We start from the raw sequence: 15489 nt of genomic DNA on the forward strand, positions 1-15489 counted from the left end.
ACGAAACCAAAGACGATGACGACGGTCATCCGCGTGGCGGGGCGGCCTTCGACCTCGGTCTGGCCGATTTCGAGAAGCCGAAGCTCAATTTCTCCGGCGTCGGCGGCATGGAGGCTCTCAAAGAGGATATCCGCATGAAGATCATCTACCCGCTGCAACACGCGGAGCTGTTCAAAGCCTACGACAAGAAGATCGGCGGCGGTGTGCTGCTCTACGGCCCGCCCGGCGTGGGCAAGACGCTCATCAGCAAGGCCACCGCAGGCGAGATCAAGGCGAACTTCATCGCGCTCGGCCTGCATCAGATTCTCGACATGTGGATCGGCAACTCGGAGAAAAACATGCACGAGGTCTTCGAACTCGCCCGCCAGAACGCGCCGAGCATTCTCTTCTTCGACGAAGTCGATGCGCTGGCCGCCGACCGCCGCGATCTGCGTCAAAGCGCGGGCCGCAATCTCATCAACGCCTTCCTCTCCGAGATGGACGGTGCCGAGTCCAACAACGACGGCGTGCTCATCCTCGGTGCCACCAACGCGCCGTGGCACATTGACCCCGCCTTCCGTCGTCCAGGCCGCTTCGACCGCACGCTCTTCGTTCCACCGCCAGATGAAGGTGGTCGTGCTGCGATCATCGAGGTCATGGCGCAAAAGAAACCCATCGGTGAGCTCGATCCACGTGCGCTGGCGAAGAAGACCGACGGATTCTCCGGTGCCGACCTCAAAGCCGTCTTCGATCTCGCCACCGAGGAGGTTCTGAACGCGGCGATGAAGACCGGCAAAGTGATTCCGCTCACCACGAAGGATCTCATCAAGGCCGCTGGTCGCCACAAGCCTACCACGAAGGCTTGGTTCGAGAGCGCGAAGAATTACGCGATGTACTCGAACCAAAGCGGCTTTTACGACGACGTGCTGAAGCATCTCGGCCTCCTGAAGCGCTGAACCCCATCCACAGCGCATGTCCGACGACTTTCATCCTTCGCCCGAAGCCGCGTTTGCGCGTGGCAGGTTGTTGCAGAGCCAGCACCGCATGCAGGACGCCATCGCGTGCTACAAGCAGGCATTGGAACTCGACGCGCATCACACGCCCAGCTTTGTCATGCTCGCGCTGTGCTGGATGGACGATGACGAAACCGCTCCAAAGTCCGTGGACGCCGCGAAACGCGCCGTGGCCCTAGAACCCGAAAACGCCTTCGCCCGCAGCGTTGTGGCGCTCGCTTTGAACGCCAACGCCAAGGACGGCCAGACCGGCGCGATCAAAGAGGCGCTCAAACAGGCCGAGGAAGCCGTCGGCCTCGATCCCGACAGCGACTTCAGCCACGCCGTGCTCGCCCGCCTGCACCTGCGTCTGCGCGATTTTCCCCAAGCCGAGGCATCCGCCCGCGCCGCGCTGGCCCTCGACACGGAGAACACCATGGCCGCCGAGGTGCTCTCCGCCGCGCTGCTGCTGCAAAAGAAGGACGGCGACAACAAAGACCTCATTCGCTACCAGCTCGAGCGCAACGCCGACGACGACAGCGCCCACACCAGCGCCGGCTGGCAGGCCGTGATGGAGGGCGATCACAAAAAAGCCAACGAGCATTTTCTCGAAGCGCTGCGCCTCAACCCGATGAACGAAAACGCGCGCATGGGCCTCATCGAGTCCTTTCGTGCGCGTTCGTGGCCGTACCGGCAGCAACTGCGCTTCGCGCATTTCATGAACCAGTTCACCGAAGGGCGGCAGATGGCCATCATGATCGGTGGATTCATCGCCTACAAGGTGCTCAGCACTTGGCTGAAGACCGTGTCGCCCATCCTGGCCTACCTCGTCATCGGCGCGTGGCTGCTGTTCGTGCTGTGGGCGCATCTGGCTCGTGGCTTCAGCTCCGCCTTCATGGTGATGGACCGCTTCGCGCGGCAGGCACTACGCCCGCGTGAATACTGGGAAGGCATCGTGGTCGGCGGGTTGATCTTCGGCTCCATCGCCTGCCTCGCGCTCGGTTTTGCCTGGGGTTTGGAGGCCGAAGGCGGTTTTTCAGCCCTCGTCTGCATCCTCGCCGCCGTCATCAACGCCGCCGCCTTCACCAACGACCACTGGCTGGGTCTGTATGTCTATGGTGCCGCTGCTGCTCTCGCCGGTTTCGGCTCCGTGTATGCCACCCTGGAGGCATTCGCCGACCTGCACCTGCCTTACGCCGGAGAACTGGGAGCTCTGATCATGCTCCTCGGCATCGCCACCACCTGGCTGCGCGGACTGGGAGTGCTGTATCGGTGACCCGTCGCCGCCCATGGAGCGCCGACGAGTCGTCGGCTGAAGGTTTGGCGACGACTCGTCGCCACTCCATGCTCACTTCTTCATCAAATACGCAAAGAAGTCCTTCAAATCGGCGTCGCTCATCCCTGTCGTCAATCCTTCGGGCATCAGGGAGATCGGTGACGCTTCCATCTTCTCGATGTCGGCCTGCTTCACCGGCGTTTTGTTGTTGGCCATGTCTTTGATGACGATGCCAATGCCGTCCTGGGCGTCGATGAGGCCGGTGAGGATCTGGCCGCCCTTGGTTTTCACGATGTAAGCGCCGAAGCCTTCGCGGATTTCGAGACTGGGGGTGAACATGTTGTCGAGCCAGAAGTCCACGTTAGCACGGTCGTAGCCGGTGAGGTCGGGGCCGATGGTGCCGCCTTCGTTGAAGAGCTTGTGGCAGATGAAACAGCGGGCCATGAACTGAAGTTTCCCTTTGTCAGCGTCTCCAAGGCCGGTTTTGAGCACGGCTTTGATGCGCTCGGCCTCTTTCTTCTTTTCCGGCGTGGGACCGGTGACAAGGAGGCCGCGCCAGTGCTTGTCGATGGCGGCGTCGATGTCCGCGTCCTTGTGCAGGCTGAGCTGGCGGACGATGTCGATGGTGAAATGCTTCACGGGCACCTTCCAGTCGTTGACGAAGCTCACGAGGATCTGCGCCCACTCTTTGCGTCCGGCCATGACTCGGAGGGCGTCTTCGCGCAGAGCTTTGTCTCCCGCGATTTGACCTTCCCAACCGAGCAGCAGGGCTTCGGGGATACGTTTGTCGTCAAACTTGGCCGCAGCCTGCAACATGCCGCGTTTGAGGCTGGGCGGGTTCGTGGCTTTCAAAATGCCGACCATGGGCATCACGGCCTCTTGTTTCCCGAGTTCGGCCAAAGTCTTCGCGATGGCGATGCGGGCGGTGTTGCTGGCTTTGGTGTCAGAGAGCAGTTTGAGGGCGTTTTTGAGCGCATCCGCGTTTCCGCTGCGCAACGCAAGCGTGAGATCGCCGCCGCTTTGCTTCGCCATGTAGTCGTTGAGGGCCTTGGTGAGCGAATCGGGCAGTTTCGGCATCTCTGCGCCTTCGAACGCAGAGGCGATGCCTGCGATGAATTTGCCGCGCAACGCTTCATCGTTGGTGAGCGCGAACAGGTCGGCGCAGGAGTTGAGGTTTTCTTCACCACCAGCTATCGCGTAGCGTTTCGCGAGCTTTTCGGCGAGATGTTCGCGGAAGAGTTTGGTTTGGAGGAATGCAGGGTCGGCTTTGAAGTATTTGAAGACTGTTTCGCGCTCTTTTTCGGCCTTCGATTCGAGCGCCCACCAAGCGAGTAATGGGAGATGACCGCTTTCGTCTTCAATGTCGCCTGCACGCAGAAGAAAAAGCGCGCCTGCGCTGGGCAGCTTCTTTGCTGAAGCGAGGATTTGAGCACAGACTTCCAGATTCTTTTCTTCGCGAAAGGTGGGCAGAGCCTGGCCTTCGCCAGCCATCTTCCAAGCCCACCGGCGGATGTAGGGATCGCTATGATTGATTGGCACTGCTTCGACGGCGTTGAGTGCATCCAGCGCCCAAAGGGTTTCCAAGGTGAGAGGCATCGCTTTGAGCTTCGGCACGAGCTCAGTCATGTTTCGCCATGCGATTTCGTGGATGGCTTGCTTCCTGAACCACTCATTCGTGTGGCTCAGATAACCAAGAAGCTCCTCACCGCTCGCCTTGCTCAAATCAAACGGCTTCAGCTTCGGCGCACCGCTCGCGGGACGGACGCGGTAGATGCGGCCGCTGGTTTTGTGCCAGTCATCGACGGGGCTGACGTGGCTGAGACGCGTGTCATACCAGTCGGCCATGTAGAAGCCGCCGTCTGGGCCGACGCCGGCCCAGACGGGGCGGAACCAGCGGTCGGTGGTGGTGATGAGCTGCTCTTCGTCCTTGGTGCGAAAGGTGGAGCCGTCGGCGATGCGCTCGCTGACATAGACGAGATTGTGCAAGGCATTCGGGGCGATGATTTTGCCCTCGTAGGCGCTGCCGAGCAGGCCGCCTTCATACACGGTGAATGCCTGGGGGAAGCGTTTGTTGTCACCCTCATGCTTCATGTGCTCGAACCAGCCGAAGGCATACGGATTGGTCAGCGGTCCGTGTTTGCCCCAGCCTTTGATGCCATAGCTGCCCTGTTCGTAGTGCATGCCGCGCGTGGCTCCGTTCGTGCCGGAGAAAATGCGCCCCTTGCTGTCGATATCGAGGCTGAAGGTGTTCCCGCCGCCCTCGGCGTAGATTTCGAAGGTCTTCTTCCTCGGATGGTAGCGCCAGATGCACTGGCCTTCCCATTTCACGTTCTTCGTGTTGGCGCTGCTGACGTTGCCGGTGGTGGTGCTGCCGTTGGCTCCATAAAGCCAGCCGTCCATGCCCCATTGCAGATTGGTGGCGACGCTGTGGGTGTCCTCCAAACCGAAGCCGCTGAGCTCGACCTCGGGATCGCCATCAGGCTTGGCATCAAAATCAGCATCGGGATAGCTGAGCAGATAGGGCGGATTCAGCACCCAGATGCGGCCCATGCCGTGGAGGGCGGCGCTGGCGATGTTCAGGCCGGTGATGACGTCCTCGTGCTTGTCGAAAAAGCCGTCGCCGTCCGTGTCTTCGAAGACGGTGATCTTGTCCGCGCCTTTTTCGCCACGCGGCGGCGGCAGCGGCACTTTGTCGAACTTCGCACGGAGGTGCTGGTCGTAGCTGATGATCTTCAATCCGGCGGGGAACTGATACTGGCGATACTGCGTGACCCACATGCGGCCCTTGGAGTCCCAGCTCACATAAAGCGGCTGCTCGACGACCGGCTCGGACGCCATGAGGTCGATGGCGACATCGCTGCGCGTTTTGAATTTCTTCAGCGCCTCCTGCGGCGGTGTGGGCGGTGTGTCGTCACGCATCACGCCGCGACCGGGGCGGGTCTCCATGATTTTTTTGACGGCCTCATTGCCCGCGATGTCATCCGCTTTGGGATTGGGGTCGGCAGCGAGGGCGGAGGCGCCGAGCGCGAGGAAAAGAAGGCGCGATTTCATGGTGGTGGAAAACAAACCTCCCCGGCGGGGTGGTTTCTTGCGGCCTTGTCGCTTGTTCCGGTATTTTCGTGCCAGCACATGGCCTGAATCGCGGCTCGAAGCTCACGGCGGTTGCTCCCATCGCCGCGTGTGCCACAGTGTCATGATTCACCACTTCATGAGCCACCCAGCCTCCGCTTCTGCCGTGTCCCGCGCCTTGCCGCCCTCCCCGACGGAGCTTTCGGCGATGATGCCGTTCGGTCGCTATTCGGTGCAGGCGCAGGTGGGTCTGGGCGGCATGGGCACCGTTTATCGTGGCACTCAGCTCAGCCTGGGACGCCCCGTGGCCATCAAAGTGCTGCGCGTGAGCGACGGCTACGACTTCGCTTTTGAGGACCGCTTCCGCCGCGAAGCGCGCGCGATGGCTGCATTAAATCACCCAAATATCGTCGCCATCTACGACTACGGGCATCTCGGCAGCGAGTTCTTGTACTTCGTCATGGAGTTCGTCGATGGCACCGACCTCGCCGAGATCATGCGTCTGGGACGCATGACGTCCGAAATCGCGCTGCAACTGCTGCCCCAAATCTGCGCCGGGCTCGAATACGCGCACTCGAAAGGCATCGTCCATCGTGACATCAAGCCTGCGAACATCATGCTCACGCGGCAGGGCGAGGTAAAGATCGCCGATTTGGCCTCGCCAAGGACGTGGCGCGCACCGCGTCCATCGCCACCGAGACGCACATGGTCATGGGCACGCCGGAATACGCCGCGCCCGAGCAGTTCAACGCGCACCGCGAGGTCGATCACCGCGCGGACATCTACGCCTTCGGTGTGCTGATGTACCAGATGCTCACGGGAGCGCTGCCACGCGGCACCTGGCAGCCGCCCTCAGTGCTACGACCCGACCTCGACCCGCGTTTCGATGCCATCGTCATTCGCGCCCTGATGCCGGACCGGCAACACCGCTTTCAATCCATCACCGACATGCGCCGCGCCATCGAGGCCACGCTCGTCCCCGCTGTGGCGCAAACACCCAGCACACCGCTGCAAACCTTCGCGCCGCCTAAAGCCGGCCGTATCCTGCTGCTGGAGGACGATCTCATGGTTCGCGACCTCATGCGCCGCGCCTTGGAAAAGGCCGCGTTTGAAGTCGTCGAAACCGGCGACGGCAAAGACACCGTACGGCTTTACCACGAGGCCGTGCAGCAGGGCCGTCCTTATGACATCGCCATTCTCGACCTCACCATCCCGGACGGCATGTGCGGTCGTGAGACGATGATGCACCTGCGCCGCATCGACCCGCAAATCCTCGCCATCGTCTCCTCCGGCTACCGTGACGATCCGGTGATGAAGGACTGCGCCGCCTACGGCTTCGCCGCCGCCCTGCCAAAGCCGTATCAAGTCGAAAGCCTCCTGCAGATGGTGAACGGCGTGCTGGCCGTGGGCCGCCGACGCGCCGTGTGATTCACATCACCCTTGCCGCAGCCTGCGCGTCCATCGCCTGCCACACGGCATGCACCACGCGCATGTAGTTCATGCCTTCGTTGAAGTCAGGCTTGGGTCGCGGCGCTGAAGGATCGCGCACAGCAGCGATGAAGTCGCGTTCCACCGTCCAGCTTCGCTGCATCTCGGTGGGAATCGGCACCGACTCCAGTTTGCCGCCGCGTTTGCCGAGTTGGAGGTCGTCGGTGGCGAAGTCATAGCTCAGCGTGCCTTCGGAGCCGAAGAGCCACAGTTTGTCCGTCGGCGCATGCGCGGCCACGCCGCTGAAGAGCATCGTTGCTTCGAGACCGCTGCGGAATTTCGCCATCACGTTCACGAAATCGGGGATATCGACCTCCACGCCCGCGCGTTCAGGAATCACCACATTGCCGCGTGCCTCGACCTCGACGATGTGGCCGAGCCAGCGCTGTAGCACCTCGGTGTAGATGCCCAGCGTGAGGATTTGGATGCCGCTCAGGTCCGATTGCTGCCGCCAATGCGCGGGAGTGTTCGGATCGAGCCACGCATCGTTAAAACTATGCAGCAGCGCCTGATGCGGCGTGCCGATGGCACCTTCCGCGATCAATTGCTTCACGAGTTCGCCGCCTTTCATGCCCTGCGGTGCCGGACAGATCCCCGTGACAAGTTCAGGATAACGAATCGCCGCCTCCCACATCTGGTTTGCCTCCGGCAGCGAGGCCGCCATGCGCGCCTGCGTGAAAACATGCTTTCCGTGCTGGAGCGCGTAGCACGTCATCTCCGCGTGCATGTAGGGATGCGTGCCGATCCAGACCACATCGACCTCAGGTGACGACGCCACTTCCTCCCAGCGCTCCACGGCATGCGCTTCCGGCGCGAATTCGCGGCAGAAAGCCTCGGCGCTTGCCAGGGAACGGTTTGTCACCTGGACGATCTGCACGTTCGGAATCGCCCGCAGACCGGGCATGTGGCGTGATTTGACGATGCCACCGGCTCCGATGATGCCGATGCGGATGGGTTGCTCTGTGGAAGTCATAGACGTATGAATCGTGACACGTTTGCGCCAACATCCAAGCACCGCATGCAAATCCTGCACATCTACCTTTCGCCAGAGCACAACTTCTTCGGTCACCACGGTCAGCCCGCAGGCACGGCGCCGATGATCGAGGTGCCGGAAGTCGAATGCGTGGCCGGCAAAGGACTCGTGGGCGATCGTTTCTTCGGCTGGAAGGAAGACTACAAGGGCCAGATCACCTTCTTCGAGCACGAGCAGTATGAACGCCTCTGCGAAAAGTTCAGCGTCATCGACGTGCCACCCTCCGCCTTCCGCCGCAACATCATCACCAAGGGCATCGACCTCAACACGCTCATCGGCGTCGAATTCGAGGTGCAGGGCATCCGTTTCCTCGGCACGCAGGAAAGCACGCCCTGCTACTGGATGAATCAAGCCTTTGCCGAAGGTGCGGAAGACGCGCTGAAAGGTCACGGCGGACTGCGTGCGAAGATTTTGAGCAACGGTATCCTACGCAAATCATGAACACGCCCTTCGCAGCCGTTCTGCTCGCCGGTGGCCGCTCCACCCGGATGAAGCAGGACAAAGCCCTGCTCCACTGGCATGGGCAGGAGTTGTGGCAGGCGCAGTTGCACAAACTGCAATCCCTCGGAGCCGCACGCGTGCTGCTCTCCTGCCGCCGCGAACAACCCTTGTTCGTGAACGATGGCGTTGAGATCATCCATGACCCCGACGGTGTGGATGACGGCCCGCTGGGCGCGATCACCCGCTGTTTGGAGCGCGTGCAAATGCCGCTGCTCGTCCTTGCCGTCGATATGCCGTGGATGACCGCCGCGTTTCTGCGCGAGCATCTCGTTCCGGTCGCTGAACCCGTGCGTGGCCGGTTCTATCGCGGCCCGCATGGCGATGAAGTGCTCGCCGGTCTCTACGTCCCCGCCATGCTGCCCCTCCTGCAAGCCGCGCTGCGTGCAAAACACCTCGCGCTGCAACCAATCATCGAAGCCTGTGTCCATTCAGATTTGGCCACCACTCAGATGCTCAGTGATGATCAAACGCCCCTCTTCCACAACGTGAACACACCGCATGATTTGAAGTGAGGCTTTGCAAAGTGGTCCGCACAGTCTCTGTGCGGTTTGGGTGTTGTCGAGGCTCATGGATTTGCGGAAGACCGCACAGAGGACTGTGCGGACCACTATGAGCGGAGTTCATGCCCCAAAATCGCGAGTGTAGCGATGGTGGCGGTCTCAGCACGCAGGACCAGCGGGCCAAGCGTGATGGGCACAAAGCCCGCGAAGAACGCCTGTGTTTCTTCCTCGGAGGTAAAATCTCCCTCAGGGCCAATCAAAACGCCCACACTGTTGGGCTTCGAAGATGGCAACGCTCGTTTGAGTGTGCGGCTGTGCTCGCTGAGAGCGGGAATGAGTTTGAAGTCGGCTTGAATCTTCAAACTGGCTGCGAAAGCGATGGGAGCCTTCAGTTCGGGCACAAACGGCGTGTGGCACTGCTTGGCGCTCTCGATCATGTGCCTGCGCCACTTGGCGAGCTTCTTCTCCGTCTGCGCGGCATCGAGATGGACGATGCTGCGCTCGGTGATGACGGGCTGGATGCTGGCGGCACCGAGTTCGACGGCTTTTTCGAGCAGCCACTCGAAGGGTTCGGCTTTGATGAGGGCGGGGAGGAGATGAATCGCAGTCTGAAACGGCTCGACTCGCGTTTCGGAGATGATTTGGGCCTGCACCTCCGATTTGGAGATCTGGGTGATCTCGCAGACGGCCACACGGCCTGCGCCGTCGAAAATCTCGATCGTGTCGCCGGGCTGCTTGCGCATCACTCGGCTGCAATGCTGCGCTTCATCGCCGGTGAGCGTGAGATGCGGCCCAGTCCATTGAGTGGATGAGAGATGGAAGCGTGGCAGCGACATGTCAGCGTTTCATCAGCGCTTCGATTTCATCTGCTTCAATCGGGATGTGCGCCATGAGGTCGATGTTTTCGTGTTCGCCGATGACGATGTTGTTTTCGAGGCGGACGCCGAGCTTTTCCTCACGGATGTAGATGCCGGGTTCGACGGTGAAGACCATACCGGGCTGCACGGGCTTCCACATGTGGCCGACATCGTGAACATCGATGCCCAGCGGATGTGAGGTGCCGTGCGGAAAGTATTTTTTATACGCGGGCTTGTCGGGATCCTGTTTGTCGATGTCCTCCTGCGTGATGAGGCCGAGGCCGAGGAGTTCTTCCTGCATGAGAAGGCCGACTTGTTCTTGGTATTCACGGATGATGACGCCGGGGCGAAGCATCTGGCAGCACTGTTTGAAGACGCGGAGCACAGCGTCATACACCTGACGTTGGCGCGGCGTGAATTTGCCATTCACGGGAATCGTGCGCGTGAGGTCGGCGTTGTAGTTGCCGTAGTTGGCGGCCACGTCGAGTAGCAGCAGCTCACCATCCTGACACTGGCAGTGGTTGGTGATGTAATGCAGCACGCAAGCGTTTGCCCCGGTAGCGATGATCGGCGTGTAGGCAAAGCCACGACCGCGCTGGCGGATGAACTCATGCGACAGCTCGGCCTCGATCTCGAACTCATGCACGCCGGGCTTCACGAACTTCAGCAGGCGGTCGAAGCCGTCGCTGGTGATGCGGATGGCCTCGTTGAGCGCGGTCAGCTCGTGCGGGCTCTTGATGACACGCAGCTCGTGCATGAGCTGGGCGAGGCGGCGATAGTCGTGCAGAGGATATTCGAGCTGGCAGCGGTGCGTGAAGCGCGTCTCGCGCGTTTCAGTCGGGATGGTGGCGCGAGGGTGCTCGTTCGAGTTGAGGAAGACGTGGTCCGCCTGGCACATGACGGAGCGGAAGTGTGTCTCGAATTCCGTGAGCCAATGCACGCGCTGGATGCCGCTGCGCTCGGTGGCCTGCTCCTTGGTGAGCTTTTCTCCCTCCCACACGGCGATGTGCTCGTTCGTCTCACGCACAAAGAGCATCTCACGCTGCTTCGGATCGGCCGCGTCGGGGAAGAGAATGAGGATCGTCTCCTCCTGATCCACACCGCTCAGGTAAAACAGATCGCTGTTCTGTACGAACCCGAGGGAGCCGTCCGCATTCGTGGGAAGCACATCATTCGCGTGAACGATGACGACCGACTGCGACGGCAGCTTGGCGTAAAGGTGCTGACGGTTGGAGACGAACAGTTCGGCGGGGAGGGGCTGGTAGCGCATGATTGGAAGGTAGAACGAATGTCCACATTCGTTGCAAGGTTCGTCTCACTCTCAAACGAATGTGGACATTCGTTTTACTTCACCAGCACCGCCTTCGGCGGATGACTGTCCGCCTGCATCCACTTTTGCACCTCGGGCCAGAACGCTTCGACAGGGAGTGCAAAGGTCGTCACACGATCAACGCGGGCGATGTTGATGCCGACGACCTTGCCTTCGAGCGTGGCGACGGGGCCGCCCATATCGGCGGGGTAGAGCGGGATGTCATGCTGGAGGACTTCGGGGAAATTGTCGGAACGCAGGGAGATGCCGCCGTTGGCAAAATCCTCGCCTTCCCAGTTTTGCAGCACTTTCGTGCGGCTGGCGAGGCGGACGCGGCAGGTCTCCTCCTTGTCCTTGCGCAGGTAACGCACCTCGATGACCTCGCCGGGCTGGCGCTTGTTCACCAGCTCATGCACACGGCGGTACTGCGCCACGGCCACGCCGGCAATGTTGAGCAGCACGTCGTTTTCCTGAAGGCCGGCGATCTCGGCGGGGCTTTCGCTGGCGATGCCGATGATGCGCACGCCTTTGACCTCCTTGGGTGTTTTTTCATCCATGCGGATGCCGAGCGCGGCCCCGGTGCCGGGAATCCGGCGACGCTGGGCGCTGACGATGCCGATTCGCGGCTCCTTGCCCACGTCCGCCGTGCTGCACAGCCATTGGCCGAGTGCCAGGGGCTTGGCCGCGCCGAAGGAAACGGCCTGAAGCCCCGTGAGACCGACGGCCTGCGCCAAAACGAGGTCGAGCCGCACGTCACGATGCACCTCGCGCAACGGCGCGGTGCGACCATCGGCCAGACGGACCGTGGCTTTGCCAAGATCGGGCACCTCGCTGGCCTTGGTCAGCAGATAACCTTCCGCCCCAACGATGGTGGCAGTGCAGATGGGACGTCCGAGCACACTTTCGATGCGGGCGGCGCATTCAAGCGTGAGCGGCTTGAGCTGCATGACAGCGGCGAGGGTTTGCCTGCCATTCGTGCGCTGCTCCGGCGGCAGCGTGGGACGCGGAGATTCCGCATGTGCGGAAAACGGGCTGAGGAGTAAGAGGACGGCGGAATGACGAATGACGAATTTCCGAATGACGAACGAATGACGAAGCTCAAACGACGAAGTCGAGATGCCAGACGCGCGGGCGCATGTTTCAGCGTTCTTCATTCCGAGTCCTCCTGCGGCTTTTGGGCCAGCTTGACCGCCAGTTCACGCTCTTTGCCGCCGCTGCGGAGTTTGAGCTTCAAGGTGTCCCCGGCGGCTTTGGAGCGCACCGTGGCGGTGAACTGCTGCTGGTCGGTCATGGCGTCGTCATTGACGCTGAGGATGACATCGCCCGCACGCACACCGGCCTTCTGGGCGGGTGAGCCTTCGATCACATCGGCCACCTCCAGCTCCACGTTGTCGCTCATGACGGTGGCGACGCCCAGATAGCCACCCGCGCCAACGCCCCACACCTTGATGACCTGGGATTTGTGCATCGCATCCCAGGAGCGCAGAAACGGGGCCATGGACACATGCACGTTTTGATCGCGGTTCTCCCAGATCTGGCTGTGGATGCCGATCACCTCGCCGGCGAAGTTGAACAACGGCCCGCCGGAGTCGCCGCCCATCAGCACGCAGTCGGTGTGCAGGCTGTTGGCGGTCTGTTTGATGATCTTGCCCACGCGGAGCACCGGACCACGCGATTTGTCAAAACCACCCGGATGCCCGAGCGCGAAACACCACTCGCCCGGCTGCGCCTTGATGACCTCGCGGCTCAGTTTCACAAAGGGCCAGGGCTTTTCGCGTTTCTTGAGCTGGGCCAGCGCGGCGTCCGTCGCCTTGTCCAGGCCGAGGGATTTCGCGGTGGTGACACTGCCGTCCTCCAAAATGACCCGCATGTCCTTGCCGGGGCCGCCGGGGACATGCGCGGCGGTGAGCAGCAGGCCGTCAGCCGAAATGATCACGCCGCTGGCCGTGCCGCCGCCGGTTTGGATGGCGACCAGCGCCGGACGCACCTGCGGCAGGAGCTTTTGCACGTCGTTCTGGATACGCAGCAGCTTGGCGACATCGGTTTTGGCCGTTGGGCTGGCGTCCAGACCTCCGGCGGCCAGGGAGCATGAGAGCATGATTCTCGTCACCACGAGGATCGTGGCGGCTCTGCCGGGAAAATGAGTGCAGAGGAGGAACATGCGCGTGCCGGAAACTACGTTCTCCTTCTCCGCAGGTCAATCTGGCATGCGAAGGGGGAATCTGCGGTTGAATACGGGGCGGGGCTGCGCTTCTCTCGCCGGTCTCACCCCCAAAAAATCCACTTTTCTCATGAACTACGACCTCATTGTCATCGGCGGCGGGCCTGCGGGCTACGTCGGAGCCATCCGCGCAGCGCAACTCGGCAAAAAAGTGGCCTGCGTCGAAAATGACCGCGCCGGGGGCACCTGCCTGAACTGGGGCTGCATTCCGACCAAGGCTTTGCTGAAAAACGCCGAGCTTTACCACACGATCACCCACCGCGCCGAGGAGTTCGGCCTGAAGATCGGCAGCGTCGAGTATGATTGGTCCAAAGTGATCGGCCGCAGCCGTGGCGTGAGCGACAAGCTCAACAAGGGCATCGAGTTCCTCTTCAAGAAGAACAAGATCGACTACCTCCGTGGCACCGCCAGCATCCCCGCCGCTGGCAAGGTCGAAGTGACGGCTGCTGACGGCAAAAAGGAGACTCACGACGCCGCGAACATCCTCATCGCCACCGGTGCGAAGACGCGCGACATGCCCGGCTTCCCCTTCAACGGCACCACCGTCATCGGCAGCAAGGAGGCCATGACCATGGCCACGCAGCCGAAGAGCATCATCGTCATCGGCGCGGGCGCCATCGGCATTGAGTTCGCGTATTTCTTCAACGCCTACGGCACCAAGGTCACCGTCGTTGAGATGCTGCCCGACATCCTCCCCGTCGAGGACACCGAGGTGTCCAAACTCCTCGAAAAGAGCCTCACCAAGGCCGGCATCCGCATCCTGACCAACACCAAGGTCACCGGCACCTCCGAGGACGGCAAAGGCGTCAAAATCACCGTCGAAGGCGCGGCCAATGAAACGCTGGAGGCCGACGTCTGCCTCGTCGCCATCGGCGTGAAACCCGTGCTGCCCGGCGGCATCGAGATCAAGCTCACCGACCGCGGCTGGCTGCAAACCGATGATCGCTATCAAACCTCCGTCAAAGGCATCTACGGCGCGGGCGACATCATCGGACCGCCTTGGCTCGCCCACGTCGCCAGCTACGAGGCCGTGCAGGCCGTCGAAGGCATGTTCACCAAGCACAAGCCCAAGAAAGTCGGCGTCTTCCCCGGCTGCACCTACTGCCACCCGCAGGTCGCCAGCATCGGCCTCACCGAGCGTGCGGCGAAGGAAAAGGGCCTCAAGTTCAAGGTCGGCAAGTTCCCCTACGTCGCCAGCGGCAAGGCCCTCGCCGCCGCCGAGCCCGAAGGCTTCGTCAAGATTCTCTACGGCGAACCGCACGGCGAAATCATCGGCGCGCACATTATCGGCAGCGAGAGCACCGAGATGATCGCCGAGATCGGCCTCGCCATGAATCTGGAAGCCACCTGGGACGAAATCGAAGCCACCATCCACGCCCATCCGACTCTGTCCGAGATGGTCAAGGAGGCCACCGAAGTCGCCAAGGGGCATCCGATTCATGTGTGAGTAATCCACCGGATTCCTGAATATGAAAACCCTGCTGATCGCACTCGTGCTCACAGGGTTTTTATTTGTTCTGACCTCGTGTTCAGACTTCTTGGAACGAAAGCCCACGCCTGAAGAGATTGTGGGCAAATGGGAGGTGGCTTGGGTGGCCCCCAGCGTGAAAGAATGGCTCGCCAACAACGACATTCATCAATTGCCACCCAAGGCGGGCATCGAATTTCATGCCGATGGAACATTCACGGCGACAAGCCTGCCCTACACGCTGGATCACTCCATGGACAAGTGTCGAGTGATCAATCGAAACGGCAGATGGAAATTGATCGATAGCACCGCTGATGACGATCTGGTGAAATGGGGGATACAAGTCATGCCAGCAGACGTGAATGTCGTTTGCCTCTTCGATTTTCACGAAGATTCACAAGGTATCTATCTTGATAATCCCGTTGATTGGGAGAATCAAAACAGCGTGGTTATGAGGAGGGGCAAAAAGCCGAACTGACTGCAAAACTCCAAGGCCAGCGGGCTTGCGTCTCATAGTCCAAGGGGTGCGCGCCCGCCTGCATCGCTGTGCGAAGCACTGCGGGCAGGAAGCTCTACCCTGGGAATCGCGATGAAACACCCGCCATGCTCAAGGGCGAACCCCAACGTGGGTTCCGTCCATCGTCGAAGGCTGGTGAACGCTCGCGGGACGGAACCCATTCAGGGCTCCCTGACCTTCCGAAAACGTGAACGCCTTTGACCCAGGGTTGTGCCAACCCTGGGCTGCATGACGGAAGCCCGTTGGGCTTCACTCTTCGCGAGTCCGACCTACACACCC

General features: G+C 61.2%; 13 protein-coding genes and 1 pseudogene. 8 read left to right on the forward strand and 6 right to left on the reverse strand.

Translation table 11 applies throughout. From position 1 onward, the window contains the following. Both ACILSI_RS25200 and ACILSI_RS25205 read left to right on the forward strand, forming a co-directional pair. Positions 1-935: ATP-binding protein (locus ACILSI_RS25200; RefSeq protein WP_395724689.1), on the forward strand; the 935-nt coding region annotated here is incomplete at its 5' end. A gap of 16 nt (positions 936-951) precedes the next feature. Continuing rightward, on the forward strand, positions 952-2247 hold the full coding sequence (locus tag ACILSI_RS25205) for a tetratricopeptide repeat protein (protein ID WP_395724690.1): 1296 nt from the start codon (positions 952-954) through the stop codon (positions 2245-2247). Between the two features lie 72 nt (positions 2248-2319). Here ACILSI_RS25205 and ACILSI_RS25210 read toward each other — a convergent pair whose 3' ends face one another. Then, entirely contained in the window at positions 2320-5298 is a 2979-nt protein-coding gene (locus ACILSI_RS25210; RefSeq protein ID WP_395724691.1) for a dehydrogenase, read from the reverse strand. Between the two features lie 277 nt (positions 5299-5575). On the opposite strand from ACILSI_RS25210, the pseudogene ACILSI_RS25215 reads away from it, so the two are divergent. Together ACILSI_RS25215 and ACILSI_RS25220 are read left to right on the forward strand one after the other, a co-directional pair. Then, a pseudogene (locus ACILSI_RS25215) lies at positions 5576-6108 on the forward strand (serine/threonine-protein kinase); the annotation flags it as partial. A gap of 156 nt (positions 6109-6264) precedes the next feature. Further along, the gene (locus ACILSI_RS25220) at positions 6265-6744 is read left to right on the forward strand and encodes a response regulator (RefSeq protein WP_395724701.1); all 480 of its coding nucleotides are present in this window, start codon (positions 6265-6267) and stop codon (positions 6742-6744) included. Between the two features lies 1 nt (position 6745). On the opposite strand, the gene ACILSI_RS25225 is transcribed toward ACILSI_RS25220, so the two are convergent. Continuing rightward, positions 6746-7777 (reverse strand): Gfo/Idh/MocA family protein, encoded by a 1032-nt coding sequence (locus tag ACILSI_RS25225; RefSeq protein ID WP_395724692.1) that lies wholly within the window; start codon positions 7775-7777, stop codon positions 6746-6748. 45 nt (positions 7778-7822) lie between these two features. Here ACILSI_RS25225 and ACILSI_RS25230 point away from each other — a divergent pair, with 45 nt between their 5' ends. Together ACILSI_RS25230 and ACILSI_RS25235 are read left to right on the forward strand one after the other, a co-directional pair. Then, positions 7823-8278: an MOSC domain-containing protein gene (locus ACILSI_RS25230; protein ID WP_395724693.1), complete on the forward strand. Its 456-nt coding sequence runs from the start codon at positions 7823-7825 to the stop codon at positions 8276-8278. Further along, on the forward strand, positions 8275-8850 hold the full coding sequence (locus ACILSI_RS25235) for a molybdenum cofactor guanylyltransferase (RefSeq protein WP_395724694.1): 576 nt from the start codon (positions 8275-8277) through the stop codon (positions 8848-8850). The genes ACILSI_RS25230 and ACILSI_RS25235 overlap by 4 nt, the downstream gene beginning before the upstream one ends. A 95-nt stretch (positions 8851-8945) precedes the next feature. Here the strand turns inward: ACILSI_RS25235 and ACILSI_RS25240 are convergent, their stop codons facing one another. The 4 genes from ACILSI_RS25240 to ACILSI_RS25255 all read right to left on the reverse strand — a co-directional run bounded on the left by ACILSI_RS25240 (position 8946) and on the right by ACILSI_RS25255 (position 13102). Then, positions 8946-9674, reverse strand: a complete 729-nt coding sequence (locus ACILSI_RS25240; RefSeq protein WP_395724695.1) for a 16S rRNA (uracil(1498)-N(3))-methyltransferase — start codon at positions 9672-9674, stop codon at positions 8946-8948. 1 nt (position 9675) lies between these two features. Beyond that, entirely contained in the window at positions 9676-10965 is a 1290-nt protein-coding gene (locus ACILSI_RS25245) for an aminopeptidase P N-terminal domain-containing protein (RefSeq protein ID WP_395724696.1), read from the reverse strand. Between the two features lie 74 nt (positions 10966-11039). Further along, complete coding sequence (locus ACILSI_RS25250; protein WP_395724697.1) at positions 11040-12158, reverse strand: S1C family serine protease; 1119 nt, start codon at positions 12156-12158, stop codon at positions 11040-11042. Continuing rightward, complete coding sequence (locus ACILSI_RS25255) at positions 12155-13102, reverse strand: S1C family serine protease (protein WP_395724698.1); 948 nt, start codon at positions 13100-13102, stop codon at positions 12155-12157. The genes ACILSI_RS25250 and ACILSI_RS25255 overlap by 4 nt, the downstream gene beginning before the upstream one ends. Before the next feature lie 193 nt (positions 13103-13295). Between ACILSI_RS25255 and lpdA the strand changes: the two genes are divergently transcribed. Further along, positions 13296-14672: a dihydrolipoyl dehydrogenase gene (gene lpdA / locus ACILSI_RS25260; protein ID WP_395724699.1), complete on the forward strand. Its 1377-nt coding sequence runs from the start codon at positions 13296-13298 to the stop codon at positions 14670-14672. 22 nt (positions 14673-14694) lie between these two features. Then, a complete protein-coding gene (locus ACILSI_RS25265; protein ID WP_395724700.1) occupies positions 14695-15171 on the forward strand; it encodes a hypothetical protein in 477 nt (158 codons plus the stop codon). The last annotated feature ends 318 nt before the right edge of the window (positions 15172-15489 follow it).

This window comes from Prosthecobacter sp. (assembly GCF_044232965.1).
Classification (GTDB): Bacteria; Verrucomicrobiota; Verrucomicrobiia; order Verrucomicrobiales; family Verrucomicrobiaceae; genus Prosthecobacter.